Origin of the sequence: Candidatus Methylobacter favarea, assembly GCF_902806695.1 — a bacterium.
Taxonomy (GTDB): Bacteria; Pseudomonadota; Gammaproteobacteria; order Methylococcales; family Methylomonadaceae; genus Methylobacter_B; species Methylobacter_B favarea.
The window spans coordinates 29,508-42,626 of the sequence record NZ_CADCXN010000060.1 but is presented as its reverse complement, the minus strand read 5'-3'; the positions used below and the strand labels follow the sequence as shown (position 1 = coordinate 42,626).

The window sequence follows — 13,119 nt, the reverse complement described above, 5'->3', positions numbered from 1 at the left end:
GGAAAACGTTTTTTGAAATATCCAAACCAACTGCGTTATTATTCATGTCGGGCTCCTCTTTGCTCCGTTATATCATTGGGTGCATTTTATGACACCGTGTGGGTAAGGAGGAGTCCATATCATCATTCAATGAGGAGTTCAACTATGCGAGTTTTACTTCAGCAAGCCAATCCATAAACGTCTCGAAAATACCTTTCAGGAGTCGATAAAGTTGCTGACGCAGAATGAAGAATGGAAGCTCGCCAGTGAAGAAGGCTCGGGCAACGCCAAATATTGAACACAGAACACTGTACCCTATATTAGATGCCTGTCATTACAATCAAGAAAAAGATGAGCAACAGATTTAACTCACAACTGGATGCGTATGTAAGCAACTCAACCACTCGTTATTTTTTCAAAATATAACAAGAATGAATGGATCGATTAGAGCCCTTTGAAGCCTCGCTAAATTACGATTACATTAATTAAAAGCGCAATCAAGTTTGATATATTGCAATAACCAGCAACTAAAAGGGGTTTTAATTTATAGATTCACCCTGATTTAAAATGTCCATTATGGCGCTTTGATGACGAGCAAGAATTAAAACAGCTTGTTGTAATAACAGGAAATTCTGGTCAATTGCTTTATAGTTTTTGTTTATTAAACAGTTTTCCAGGGCATGGGCGGCATTTTGAATGTCCATGAAGCCGCAAAAGCTTGCTGATCCGTGCAGTTTATGAGTGGTTTGTTGGGCAAGTGCATAGTGCTTATTTTTCAGCGCCTTTTTGATAATGCTCACTTGCAAGGGAAGTTCTTCGAAAAGTTTTTTGAAAACAGTCAAAGTCAGGTTCCTGTTGTTTTTGGTTTTATTCAGGATTATCTGGATATAAGCCATTGCCTCTGCGGTTTTATTGGTCATTTGTTACAGACTGCTAAGTTCATTGAGCTTTATTGCCGATAGGGGCAGACTCTATATTTATCAACACAGGCTATACATTGATGAAAATTCTCTGCCGTATTACCTAAGGCAATAATAGTCGTTTTGTTGTTTATACACTCGAAGCTTGTTGTTAGCTTGATAAATTCAAGGCCGTTTACAGGGCAATTCAAGACTGATAAATTGAAGTAAATGGTTTTATCACCCTTGAAAACTCATTTTGCTCCTTCATCAAAATCAGATAATAATTTCTGTGCTCCAACTGATTGCCAGCGACACACTGTTAATTTTATTACAGCTGGCGATTAATATAACAAATTGTTTCTGCTGTTTTGGATTGAAAGGCATGATATTTTTAATAGCCGGTTTGCGCGGAAAGTGATCGCTTGCGAAGGGAGTGTCAAATAGTACAGGATTGCACGCAGCTTTAGGTAACATTTATAAGTTGGCAAACAAATGGTTGAAATGAACCGCGTTGAAGTGCCTATATGAACCCTAAATATTCATTACCGGGTGTTAAATTCCATTTGCTCAGTATCAATGCCTGATTTTGCTCTTGGTTACAGTAAAATTTTTTATGGCGTATAAATTGCTTAAATACCCGTTCATATAAGAAGCGTGGGTGTCCCCTTGGCATGTAGCGGATTCATAAAAGACTCATCAATTCCTGGTAGGATTTTAACAGGATTGCCGACGGTAAGATTTAAACTCCTTATAAAAAGATAAACCAGATATTGGTAATATAAACGAGTTCCAATATATTTTTTCGTTAATGATTAATTCTTATTTTAAGGCAGCTTTTATTTTTTTGCTGTTAAGCGGTTGCGCGACTCAGGAATATAAGCCGACGCCGTTATCTTTATACATGCAGGAATCCAGATTGCCGGCGATAAATTCTCTGCCGCCGGATTCATTATCTGATGAGGAAAATACTTCTATATCCCTTTCCGAAACGCTAGCAAAGCCAAAGAGATTAACCTTAAATCAAATCATTCAAACAGCTTTAAAGGCCGATCCGCGCATCGGGGCTGCCTTTGAGAATATTACCCAGGCGGAAGCCGATCTGCTCACGGCCGGCCTTGTCCCGAACCCGCAAGCCAACACCGATGTGCAGTTACTGCCTTTGGACCGGCCCTTTACCGTAAACCGGCAGGGAGGGCCGCCGCAGTTTGATTTTGATGTGGCCATGCCGATTGACTGGTTCCTGTTTGGCAAACGGGCAGCGGCAATTACATCCCGGCGGTATGGTGTCGACATTGCAGCCGCGGATTTTTCCAATATCGTACGGCTTCGGATAGCAGCGGCTATTTCCGCGTTTTACGATGTTCTTGAAGCGCAGGCCATGTTGGCGCTTGCGCATGAAAATCAAAACAACCTTAACAGGATGGAGCAGATTATTCTTAAGCGCGTGGCTCTGGGAGGAGTGGGCACGATTGAGGCCGATCGCATCCGGCTCTCTCTTTTCAGCAGTCGCCGCGAAGTGCGCACGCAAGAACTTAATTTGGCTGGGGCGCTTAATCGACTGCGGTCGCTGATAGGGATTGCAGGTAATATTCCCATTAATATTCAAGGCACGCTGGAAGTTATTAAGCCGGCTAAACCAATAGCGACTGAAACCGCATTTGATCTCGCGGAGGAAAACAGACCTGATCTGATTTCCCTGCACCGGCAACTGGATAAGGCCAATGCCGATATTAAGCTGGAACAAAGAAAAGCCTATCCTGAAGTTACGCCATCCGTTCTATACGCCCGGCAATTTCAGCAACAGGCTATTGGCTTCCCTGATGCAAATTCATGGGGAGTTGGCGTGAATGTCAGCGTTCCGATTTTTGATCGCAATCAGGGAAATATTGCCAAAGCAAAATCGCTGCATGTTCAGTCCCAGTTGAATATCCAGGCCCAGCTTGTGGATCTGCGCGCGGAAATCGATCAAGCCGTTAAGGCGTTTGCATCTTCGTATCAATTCCTGACAACTGATGATCCCGGACAGCTGGATGCAGCCAAAAATGTACGGGATAAAATCAGTCAGGCTTACGAACTGGGCGGTAAAAGCCTTTTGGAAGTACTGGATGCCCAGCGGACTTATCTGGAAACTTACCGGGTGCATATTAGCGGACGATCCAGCTACTGGCATTCTTTGCATCAACTCAACGCTGTAATCGGCAAAGAAGTAGTACGATGACTTATCTGCTTTCCTTCAGGGTTTTTTACCCGCAATGTCCCTTGTGGATGCGATTACTTGCCGTCATGTCAATTCCCGCTTTTTTGGCGGCCGGGCGACAAGTCGCAGCCGTTCCGCAGAAAGCCGATACAACAGCCGTGGTAGAACTGGTTGCTCCCCGTATTATTGCCGTCAAAACAGGCAGTCTTCTGGAACAAAAACTCAGCATATCGGCCGTACAAAAAGAACAAATCACCACGCCTTTACTCACTGTAGCGGGAGCTGTTGTCGCCCGCCTTCCTCAAGGTTCAGGGCCCATGGAAGATCGTTGGCAATTTAACAGCATCGAGCTTTCAGGCGTCTATGCGGATTGGCAAAGAGCACGCGCCGAAAAGGAATTTAATGCCAGGCGTCTGATAAAAATCCGCGAATTAACTGCCGCCCAGCTTAATTCGCAAAAACTGGCTGTTGACCGGCTCAGGAAACTGGTTGCCACCGGCACAGAAGCAATCCGGGATCTGACTGCAGCTGAGGCCAATTTGCTTCAGGTTCAACTGGAAGGTCAAAAAGCCGTATACGAAGCAGAAACGGCGTTAACTGTAGCTACGCGCAGCCGCGCGGCTTTGGAGCGAAAGCTGTTGCAGGAAGGAGTTGATCCTCTTCTTCTGGAAAGCTCGTCTTCGGGCATATCATTAATTATGGCTGATGTGCCTGAGCTAAGAATTAGCCTGGTAGCGATAGGGCAATCCTGTATAGCTCAATTTTACGGGATTCCGGATGAAAAATTCACGGGCAAGGTAAGAAGCCTGGCGCCTACCTTATCCGCTCAACGGCATACATTGCGGGTATTTTTTGAGTTAAATGATAAAGATGATCAGTTTAAACCGGGCATGTATGCGGAAATCGGCTTGGGCACGGATCCCCGGGCGGCCATACTGGTTCCGACCGATGGCGTTCTTCACAGTGAAAATACCGATTTTGTCCTGATTAGTGCCGGTCCGGGATTATGGCGTATTACCCAGGTTGAGGTTGGTGAGAATATTAATGACCGCGTTGAAATTCTCAAAGGTCTGCAAGGCAATGAACGCATTATTGGCAATGGCGCGATACTGCTAAAGCCGATGCTTGTCCAGGCCCTTCAAAAGGATACCGCCGGCGCCAAAAACCAGGCACCGGGTTTAAAACAATGATACCGCAACTGCTGAACAAATCGATGCATTACCGCCGGACTGTAGCAGGCGGCGCAGTCATTGTTATTATTCTGGGTCTGTGGTCGTTTTCGCGTATGCAGATTGACGCCTATCCGGATATTTCTTCGCAGATGGTTCAGATAATTACGATCTATCCCGGCCGCGCGCCTGAAGAAGTGGAACGCCAGGTAACAGTCCCGGTGGAAATTGTAATGCGCAATGTGCCCAAAGTGGAAAAGATTCGTTCCCGGACAATTTTCGGTTTATCTGTGGTGCAGCTTATCTTCGAAGAAGGCGTTGAAAAATATTGGGCCAGGCAGCGCGTAGAGGAAAAGCTTGCCAGTATTAATTTGCCTGCCGGCGCATCTGCCGAACTGGGTCCTCTGGCAACGGCCTATGGCGAGATATTGCGTTATGAATTGGTATCGGATGGCCGCTATGATCTGATAGAACTTCGATCTATCAATGACTGGGTGGCTATTCCCCGACTATTGCGCGCAGCCGGCGTCGCCGATGTGTCAAATTTCGGCGGCTACGAAAAGTTATATGCCGTTCTGATGAACCCATCCCAGCTGCAGCGTTTCGGACTGTCCCTGAACGATGTTGTCGATGCCATACAGTCTAATAATGAAACGGCGGGCGGCAGCGTTTTATCGCGCGGCAGCATGTCATTTGTCATTCGCGGGCGAGGTGCTTTGCAGGATGTAGCCGAAATCGGCAATATCTTTATTCGCTCCTTCGGGGGTACGCCCATTTATGTGCATGATGTCGCAGATGTCGAAATCGCATCCAAAGTGCCGGCCGGTATTTTGAGCAAAGATCGTAAAAACGAGACTATTGAAGGCATAGTTTTAATGCGCAGGGGAGAAAATCCCTCCGAGGTGTTGAATAATGTAAAAACAGTCATTGCTGAATTGAATCAGGTTGATTTGCCGCAGGGTGTCAAAATTATGCCTTTTTACGACCGCTCTTTACTGGTTGATGCTACCTTGCATACAGTTGGCCATAGTGTGCTTTTGGGAGTGTCACTGGTCACTGCGGTATTGCTGTTTTTTTTGGGACGTCCCTCTATGGCGTTATTGGTGGCATTGACCATTCCTTTTTCGCTATTGTTCGCGCTGGTAATGATGAATGCTTTCGGCATTCCGATTGGTCTGCTGTCAATCGGCGCTATCGATTTTGGCATCATCGTTGACGGCTCGGTTATCCTCGCCGAAAACATTGCCCATCGTCTGCATGACGCGACCCGTGAAAACGCTAACAACAATTTTACTAAAACAGTATTGGCTGCTTCTCTTGAAGTGGAGCGCTCCGTATTTTTTTCAATACTGATGATCGTAGGCGCTTTTTTGCCTTTGCTTACCCTCACGCATATTGAGGGCCTGCTGTTTCGGCCAATGGCTTTAACCATTCTGTTTGCATTAATCGGGGCGATGCTATTTGCGCTTTTTGTCGTGCCGGTTCTGTCAAGTCTGTTGTTCAGAAAAGGCTACCGCGACTGGGAAAACCCGGTATTGACCTGGCTATATCCTCATTACTCCGCTGCGCTGGAGTTTCTGCTGCGCTATCGCTGGCCTGCTCTGGCAGCAGCAATGGCAATGCTGATCGGCATTCTGGTATTAATCCTTCCTCGTCTGGGAACAGAATTCCTGCCCTATATGGACGAAGGCGTAATCTGGGTGCGGGCCAATTTTCCCGAAGGCACGGCATTGCAGCAGACTTCGAAATTCGGTCAGCGTCTGCGCGAAGTCGCCCTGGATTTCCCCGACGTGGACTTTATCGTTGTGCAGGCCGGACGCAGCGACAGCGGCACCGACCCTTTTCCGCCCAGCCGGCTGGAAATGTTAATCGGCCCCAAGCCGCGCGACCAATGGGTTCAGTTTAGCCGCAAGCAGGAATTAGTGGCCGCGTTAGGCGGGCGGTTTCGCGCTGAATTCCCGACTACCCGTTTCAATTTCACGCAGCCTATCATTGATAGTGTGACCGAAGATGCCAACGGTACTTCAGCCAATCTGGCAGTGGAATTTTCCGGCGCCGACTCTGGCGTTTTACTGACCTTAGCCCGGCAGACTTTGGTATTACTAGATAAGGTGCCCGGTGCTGTGGATGTCAGCATCGAACAGGAAGGGCCGCAGCCGCAGTTAGTGATTAAGCCGGATCGTTCCTTGTGCGCTCGCTACAATGTCAGTGTCGAAGAGGTGACTCAATTAATTGATATTGCTATCGGCGGCTCTCCTATCGGCAGTCTGTTTGAAGGCGAACGGCGCATCGATATTGCCGCGCGTTTCGCTCAGGAATATTTACGCTCGCCTGCCGCTATCGGCCGTTTGCCGGTCTATAATTCCGAGGGCATTCCTATTCCGCTGGCTCAGGTTGCTCATATTGAAATTATCGATGGACAGACCTTGATTGCCCGGGATGACGGCAGGCGCAGATTGACCGTAAGAACCGATATTGCGGGCCGCGATCAGGGAGGATTCGTGGCGGAAGCTCAAAAGCTTTTCAAACAGGAAATCAAAGTCCCCAGCGGCTATCGCGTAGCCTGGCTGGGAATGTTTGAAAATCTGGAGCGGGCCGGACAGCATTTTAAAATACTGGTGCCGGCGAGTATTGGCGTCATATTTCTGCTCCTGCTGGTCACTTTCGGGTCGCTGCGCGCTGCGCTTATTCTGCTGTTGGCCATACCTTTTGCCTTGGTTGGAGGCGCAACCGCGCTTTACTTGCGCGGCATGAATTTGAATGTTTCTTCGGGCGTAGGCTTTGCTGCGGTTTTCGGCGTATCCATCATGAATGGCGTGCTGATTGTCCGGACTATTACTGAATTGCGTCTTGCCGGAACCGCAATGGAACAGGCTATCGTGCAGGGAGCCGTGCGCTGCATCCGGCCCATTCTGGTCGCTTCGCTGGTGGCTATTCTCGGTCTGGTTCCGGCGTCGCTGGCTACAGGACTTGGCTCGGATGTGCAACGCCCGTTGGCTACGGTAATTGTATGGGGGCTTTTTAGCGCTACCGTTATGACAGTCCTGCTAATACCGGTGCTCTACCGTTTATTTAATCCTCCCATACGGATGCGGGATCTGGAAAAGCAGGAATTAAATGAAGTTGAGCCTATTAGTCCGGATTAAAGGGCGGCTCTAACGGCACGATGCCTGGCTATTATTAGCAATGGTGAGTTTCATCTGGGAGCCGTGAGTGTTTGCACTATACAGTGGGGATTTTATGAATCTAGATCTGGCGCTATTCGATCATTTTTGCCGTTTAAATCAGGCAATCGCTAAAATAAAATTTGACCGGCTGATTAGATGAATATATGCTTATCCATATATTAATAAATCAAGTAATCATGCTCACGCCTGCCCAATTTTTTAAATGCTTATCTGATGATACGCGTTTGCGCTGTATCACCTTGTTGCAAAAGGAAGGCAAGCTCTGCGTCTGCGAGTTAACGGCAGCGCTGGATCTATCCCAGCCTAAAATTTCGCGGCATCTGGCGCCCTTGCGTCAATGCGGCTTGTTGCAGGACAGTCGTGAAGGGCAATGGGTTTATTACCGGATCAACCCGAAACTGCCCGACTGGGCTTTTCCGATTCTGGAAAGTGCCTTACTGGCAGCCGATAAGAGCGGTCAGTTTAATAAAGACCTGGAACGCCTGCATAACAGGCAATGCAGTCCTGAAGCCGCAGCCTGCGGCTGACTTATTTTAACTTAAAACATACGGTTATCCGTATATCGATTTAAAGGTATTAGCATGAAAAGATTCCACATCCATCTGGCGGTAGAGAACCTCGAGAAGAACATTCAGTTTTACAGCAGCTTGTTCGGCTCTGAACCCACGGTACGGCATGAAGATTACGCGAAATGGCTGCTGGACGATCCGCGCATCAATTTCGCCATCTCCAACCGCAGCAGCAAATTCGGGCTTGATCACCTCGGCATCCAGGCCGAAGACGAGCAGGAACTGGAGGATATCAAACAGCATCTGGACGCTACGCAACGTCCTGTCGAAACCCAGGAACAGGCGGCTTGCTGCTATATGCGCTCTGATAAATACTGGATCACCGATCCGCAGGGCATTGCCTGGGAATCCTTCCATTCGTTAACCGGAATTCCCACATTTAATGATGAAAGTGCCCAGTCGGACGGTGAAAATCCCTTTGCCTGCTGTCCTCCCGAAAATACCACGGCCTGCTGTCCTACTGCCGAGAAAACAACTTCATCCTGTTGCAGCGGCTGATTAGACAGACCTCATAGTATTTAGGAAAAAACGAGCTACACGGCTCATGAGTCCTGCCCCGGCATCCCGCCGGGGCTATTTTACAGGCAATGATTCAATAATATTCTGGAAAACATCATGTTAAACATACTTGTTCTATGCAGCGGTAACTCGTGCCGCAGCATCCTAGGGGAAGCCTTGTTCAATCATTTGGGCAAAGGCCGCATTAAAGCCTATTCCGCCGGCAGTCATCCCAAAGGAAAGGTAAACCCGAATGCGCTAGCCACACTAAAACGTCACAGGATTCAAACCGGGGAATTTTCCAGCCGGTCCTGGGAGGAATTCGACGGTAAAGGCATCGATATTGCCATTACCGTTTGCGATCAGGCGGCAGGGGAGGTTTGTCCTGTTTATCTGAACAGTACAGTCAGAGGGCATTGGAGTTTACCTGACCCGGCTCATGTGACCGGCAGTCAGGATGTTACCGAAGCGGCTTTCGAGTCTATCTACGCGGCTCTGGAAAAACGGATAAACCAGTTGCTGGCCTTGCCTATTGAAACAATGTCCAGGGCGGAACTGGCAGAGGCCCTGGATAAGATAGGCACAGGCACTCGTTGGGGAAGGGGAGCTGCATGATGAGCACGCTACAAAGCATACAAGTCGACCACGCTCCGAAGTGATTGAGCTTCATGGCACGGTTTCTGACGCTATGGATTTTCATGACTATGGGAGGTGGAGTCGCGCTGGGCTATTTCGTTCCCAATTTCACGCAATGGCTGACCCGTTTCCAGGTAGGGACTACCTCAATTCCTATCGCCATTGGCCTCATCCTGATGATGTATCCGCCGCTGGCTAAGGTACGCTATGAGGAACTGCCTAAAGTATTCACGAACGCCAAAGTTCCAGTGCTGATCGGTCTGGTCAAAGTGGCGCTTTATTTCCGGCAAAAATACTTTACGGCTTTAAGCAGTCGATAAAGAAAAAGACGGATTGGTGCGGGCGGACTTTTCAATCCGGCATTAGAATCCCTTTAGGAAGAGTTACTAATTCCAGATTTAATCGCCGTTTGTCACTACTCAGACAGCTTGAGGGTGAAATTGCATGAAAAACTGCCCTGATTCGGGCGGCGAGTCTGCATCGTAATACATTGATTCGAGCATCAGGTTGCCTTCCTGGCCAAGCGGGGAACCGGTTAGTAAAGTACGGAAATCAGTGCCGCCTATCAGCTGGTGAGTAATGGTCAGATAGAGTCTTGATAACTGTTTTTCCCGGATAACGGTATCAAGCATTTGCGGGCCGGCTATGAGATAAATACTTTTGTAGCCAAGTTCTCCCAGTTTCTGAATCAGGGGCGCGCCGTGAACCCCTTGATCTTCGCCGGTGAAAAGAAGGGTGTGTCCCAGGTCTTGCCAGTAGCGAATGCGCTCCGGATCGGCATTTTTTCCCGTAGCAATATAAACGTCCTGCTGATGTTCCTCAAGGCTGGCATGGAGCGGAAAATTCAGGCTTGCGCTGGCAATGATCACGGCAGGCTGAGGTTTTAAGCCAGTGCGATGGCGCCATTCAACAAGATAGGGATCGTTAATCTGCAATATATTGCCGAGCCGTCCTTCACTTAATGCCCGCATATAGCCCCCATGAGTAATCAGGCAATCCGCCTGCGCATGCAGTTCCATAAATAGCTTGAAGTCGGAGGCTGTTGTTAAATGCTTGGGGATGTAGGTTGTGCCTTGGATACTGTCTTCCAGCGCAATACGTCCATCAAGACTGGACAGGAAGTTGGCGTAAACAAAGGGCAAATCCGTAGTACCCAGTGTATGGATTTGATGGGCAAGGTATAAGCCTTCAATAGAGGCTTGTTCGCAAGGCTGAGGATAAAGTCGCAGCAGGTTTGTATGCATGGCGGCAGGCATCGATTGCTAACTCCTGACTGTGTACAAGTTCCTGCCTATTGTGCCTAATTCAAGAATATTATACAAAGCGAAACATCAGAATCCAGTGTTAAAGGCTACCGCCTATCGGAGTAAGGGCGGTTGCACTCTCGGTGCTTTCAGATCACGAAGTTTGCTATTCAACCAGCAAAAAAACCGTTATAGTGAATCTTTACTCATTCTAACTGAGGAGGTTCTTATGGCTGATACCGGAATCGATAAAGACGCCGTAGTTAAGGTACTGAATAAAATTCTGGAAACCGAACTGGCTGGAGTTGTTCGTTATACGCACTATGCATTAATGATTGTTGGCTACGGCCGCATACCCATCGTTTCGTGGCTGCGCAGCCAGGCGACCGAGTCCCTGACCCATGCCAATGAAGCGGGTGAACTGATCACTTATCTGGGCACGCATCCCTCTTTGGGCATAGGCCCTTTGCTGGAAACCCATCGCCATGATGTCGGCGATATTCTGCGTGAATCCCTGGATCATGAAAGGCTGGCACTGTCCGCCTATAATAATTTACTGGAACTCGTTAATGGAAGTAATGTGTTGCTTGAGGAATATGCTCGCCGCCTGATAGCCCAGGAGGAAATGCATCTGGGAGATGTGCGGAAGATGCTGAAAAAGCCTGGCGAATAACGGTTGAAATTTCTGTATTGGCTGGATGGCGACTGGAATCAGAGCTGATACCAGGAAGATTCATGCGGCTGATTAATAGAAAGAGGGCAGAATATGAATAAACACTTGAATTCAGTTAGAGAGTTTCATGACGCCTGTTTATTGCCGCAGGCAGAACACGGAACACCCGGGCATTTATCCGATATGGATATCATCCTGCGTCAGGCATTGCTTATGGAAGCCGGCAGTGAAGTATTTAAAGCAATAAGAGCCGGAGAAATGGCGGAAATATTGGCAGGCCTGATTAATCTTTCCTATTCAGCACTAGGCGCCATCGCCCTGCGCGGCGAGGATGTGACAGAGCAGCCTGTATGCTGGCGGCATGATGGATTTGTGCTGTCTTTGATGAGGCTGCTGTCGGACAAGATCAATAATTGCACTACCGGCAATACGGCTGATTATTCAGAAATCTATTGCTTGTGTGTGCATTTATCGAAAAATTATCTTAATGCAGATTTCGATAAGGCTTTTCAAATAGTTCACGAACACAGAATGTCCACGTTAAAGGACACCCGTCAGTCTATCGATGAAGATGCAGACGAAACTCGAAAATCAAAACGCCTGAAAGTGCCTGATTTGACTGAGTATTTCTATGAGTAAACCGGTTTCTCAACATCGACCAAAACCTGCGGTTTTCCACCCTGAATCTGGAGGCAAAACCGCAGGTTTTTATCTGACAGAACTGGCTCTGCGCTTTTAAGCAGTCTTGAATTTAACCGCTTCTTCGGAGCCTTCGGTAGCATTGCCTTCGCTGTAGGAATGGGCGCCTACGCCGGCGAGTTTGCCGCTATCGACTACCAGATATTCATCGCGAATCGGGCGGCTTTCAAACCAGCATTCCAGCACTTCACGAACACCGGCTGCATAACGCGCCTGCGCCGATAAACTTGTTCCTGAGATATGCGGCGTCATGCCATGATGCGGCAGGGTCCGCCACGGATGATCCTTAGGCGCAGGCTGCGGGAACCAGACATCTCCGGCATAGCCGGCCAGCTGGCCGCTCTCAAGCGCGCGGGCAATCGCATCGCGGTCGCAAATCTTGGCGCGAGCCGTATTGATCAGATAGGCGCCGTGTTTCATCTTGCTGAGCAGGTTATCGTCGAACATGTGCTCGGTTTCAGGATGCAGCGGGCAGTTAATCGTGACCACATCGCAGACCCGAATCAGCGATTCAACATCAGGGTGATACGTGACATTCAGTTCTTTTTCAACTTCTGCAGGCAGTCTGTGGCGATCCGTATAATGCAGTTTGACATCAAACGGCTTTAATCGCCTGAGCACCGCCAGCCCGATGCGGCCGGCCGCAATCGTGCCGACTTCCATGCCTTCAAGATCGTAAGAGCGCGTCACGCAGTCAGCGATATTCCATCCACCTTTAACAACCCATTGATAAGATGGAATGTAATTGCGCACCTGGCTCAGGATCATCATGACGACATGCTCGGCTACGCTGATGCTGTTAGAGTAGGTAATTTCAGCAACGGTCATTCCGCGATCAATGGCGGCCTGCAGATCGACATGGTCGGAGCCGATGCCGGCAGTCAGGGCCAATTTCAGCTTGGGCGCCTTGGCGATTCTTTCGGCGGTCAAATAAGCGGGCCAGAAGGGTTGGGAAATGACGATTTCGGCATCGTGCAGTTCTTTTTCCAGGATACTGTCCGGACCATCCTTATCGGAAGTCACGATAAAGGTATGTCCCTGGTCTTCAAGAAATTTTCTCAAGCCCAGTTCGCCGGACACGCTGCCCAGCATTTCCCCCGGTTTAAAATCGATTGCCTTTGGCGTGGGAGCCGTCTGCCCCCCCGGATAAACAGTAATCTCCGGAACAGTATCGCGCGGATAGGATTTGGGGTAGCCATCGACCGGATCGTCATACAGTACACAAATAATTTTTGCCATGTTGTTCTCCTTCGGAATAATTATTAATCAAGCAACTGAGCCGTTATTGTCCAATATGAATGCCCGGTACCCGAGGCTAATCTTGTGCTTAACGGCCTCAATTCTGCTTCTTCATCAGATGCAGGA

At 48.5% G+C, this 13,119-nt stretch carries 12 protein-coding genes; 9 read left to right on the top strand and 3 right to left on the bottom strand.

Annotated elements, in window-relative coordinates:
• Positions 1-518 precede the first annotated feature (518 nt).
• Positions 519-899, bottom strand: a complete 381-nt coding sequence (locus tag HUX64_RS09070) for an Hpt domain-containing protein (protein ID WP_246246971.1) — start codon at positions 897-899, stop codon at positions 519-521.
• Positions 900-1,689: 790 nt separating this feature from the next.
• Here HUX64_RS09070 and HUX64_RS09065 point away from each other — a divergent pair.
• The 7 genes from HUX64_RS09065 to HUX64_RS09035 all read left to right on the top strand — a co-directional run bounded on the left by HUX64_RS09065 (position 1,690) and on the right by HUX64_RS09035 (position 9,458).
• Entirely contained in the window at positions 1,690-3,099 is a 1,410-nt protein-coding gene (locus HUX64_RS09065; RefSeq protein WP_174625911.1) for a TolC family protein, read from the top strand.
• A complete protein-coding gene (locus HUX64_RS09060; protein WP_174625910.1) occupies positions 3,096-4,268 on the top strand; it encodes an efflux RND transporter periplasmic adaptor subunit in 1,173 nt (390 codons plus the stop codon). Before HUX64_RS09065 ends, HUX64_RS09060 begins: the two co-directional genes overlap by 4 nt.
• Positions 4,265-7,393, top strand: a complete 3,129-nt coding sequence (locus HUX64_RS09055) for an efflux RND transporter permease subunit (RefSeq protein ID WP_174625909.1) — start codon at positions 4,265-4,267, stop codon at positions 7,391-7,393. Before HUX64_RS09060 ends, HUX64_RS09055 begins: the two co-directional genes overlap by 4 nt.
• 218 nt (positions 7,394-7,611) lie before the next feature.
• A complete protein-coding gene (locus HUX64_RS09050; protein WP_174625908.1) occupies positions 7,612-7,962 on the top strand; it encodes a metalloregulator ArsR/SmtB family transcription factor in 351 nt (116 codons plus the stop codon).
• Positions 7,963-8,016: 54 nt separating this feature from the next.
• The gene (locus HUX64_RS09045; RefSeq protein ID WP_174625907.1) at positions 8,017-8,502 is read left to right on the top strand and encodes an ArsI/CadI family heavy metal resistance metalloenzyme; all 486 of its coding nucleotides are present in this window, start codon (positions 8,017-8,019) and stop codon (positions 8,500-8,502) included.
• A 117-nt stretch (positions 8,503-8,619) separates the two neighbouring features.
• A complete protein-coding gene (locus HUX64_RS09040) occupies positions 8,620-9,117 on the top strand; it encodes an arsenate reductase ArsC (protein WP_174625906.1) in 498 nt (165 codons plus the stop codon).
• A gap of 53 nt (positions 9,118-9,170) precedes the next feature.
• Entirely contained in the window at positions 9,171-9,458 is a 288-nt protein-coding gene (locus HUX64_RS09035; RefSeq protein ID WP_174625905.1) for an arsenic resistance protein, read from the top strand.
• A 99-nt stretch (positions 9,459-9,557) separates the two neighbouring features.
• Here HUX64_RS09035 and HUX64_RS09030 read toward each other — a convergent pair whose 3' ends face one another.
• Positions 9,558-10,382 (bottom strand): RibD family protein, encoded by an 825-nt coding sequence (locus HUX64_RS09030; protein WP_174625904.1) that lies wholly within the window; start codon positions 10,380-10,382, stop codon positions 9,558-9,560.
• A gap of 229 nt (positions 10,383-10,611) precedes the next feature.
• Here HUX64_RS09030 and HUX64_RS09025 point away from each other — a divergent pair, with 229 nt between their 5' ends.
• Positions 10,612-11,055, top strand: coding sequence for a ferritin-like domain-containing protein (locus tag HUX64_RS09025; protein WP_174625903.1), 444 nt, complete (start codon positions 10,612-10,614; stop codon positions 11,053-11,055).
• Positions 11,056-11,148: 93 nt separating this feature from the next.
• Positions 11,149-11,694 carry a nucleoside triphosphate pyrophosphohydrolase family protein gene (locus HUX64_RS09020; protein ID WP_174625902.1) on the top strand — a complete coding sequence of 182 codons (546 nt, stop codon included), beginning with the start codon at positions 11,149-11,151 and terminating at the stop codon, positions 11,692-11,694.
• Positions 11,695-11,790: 96 nt separating this feature from the next.
• On the opposite strand, the gene HUX64_RS09015 is transcribed toward HUX64_RS09020, so the two are convergent.
• The gene (locus HUX64_RS09015) at positions 11,791-12,993 is read right to left on the bottom strand and encodes an NAD-dependent formate dehydrogenase (protein WP_174625901.1); all 1,203 of its coding nucleotides are present in this window, start codon (positions 12,991-12,993) and stop codon (positions 11,791-11,793) included.
• Between the last annotated feature and the right edge of the window lie 126 nt (positions 12,994-13,119).

Bases quoted from the DNA above. Each gene is read 5' to 3' on its own strand.
- HUX64_RS09070 (WP_246246971.1), bottom strand. From the start codon at position 899: ATGACCAATAAAACCGCAGAGGCAATGGCTTATATCCAGATAATCCTG.
- HUX64_RS09065 (WP_174625911.1), top strand. From the start codon at position 1,690: ATGATTAATTCTTATTTTAAGGCAGCTTTTATTTTTTTGCTGTTAAGC.
- HUX64_RS09060 (WP_174625910.1), top strand. From the start codon at position 3,096: ATGACTTATCTGCTTTCCTTCAGGGTTTTTTACCCGCAATGTCCCTTG.
- HUX64_RS09055 (WP_174625909.1), top strand. From the start codon at position 4,265: ATGATACCGCAACTGCTGAACAAATCGATGCATTACCGCCGGACTGTA.
- HUX64_RS09050 (WP_174625908.1), top strand. From the start codon at position 7,612: ATGCTCACGCCTGCCCAATTTTTTAAATGCTTATCTGATGATACGCGT.
- HUX64_RS09045 (WP_174625907.1), top strand. From the start codon at position 8,017: ATGAAAAGATTCCACATCCATCTGGCGGTAGAGAACCTCGAGAAGAAC.
- HUX64_RS09040 (WP_174625906.1), top strand. From the start codon at position 8,620: ATGTTAAACATACTTGTTCTATGCAGCGGTAACTCGTGCCGCAGCATC.
- HUX64_RS09035 (WP_174625905.1), top strand. From the start codon at position 9,171: ATGGCACGGTTTCTGACGCTATGGATTTTCATGACTATGGGAGGTGGA.
- HUX64_RS09030 (WP_174625904.1), bottom strand. From the start codon at position 10,382: ATGCATACAAACCTGCTGCGACTTTATCCTCAGCCTTGCGAACAAGCC.
- HUX64_RS09025 (WP_174625903.1), top strand. From the start codon at position 10,612: ATGGCTGATACCGGAATCGATAAAGACGCCGTAGTTAAGGTACTGAAT.
- HUX64_RS09020 (WP_174625902.1), top strand. From the start codon at position 11,149: ATGAATAAACACTTGAATTCAGTTAGAGAGTTTCATGACGCCTGTTTA.
- HUX64_RS09015 (WP_174625901.1), bottom strand. From the start codon at position 12,993: ATGGCAAAAATTATTTGTGTACTGTATGACGATCCGGTCGATGGCTAC.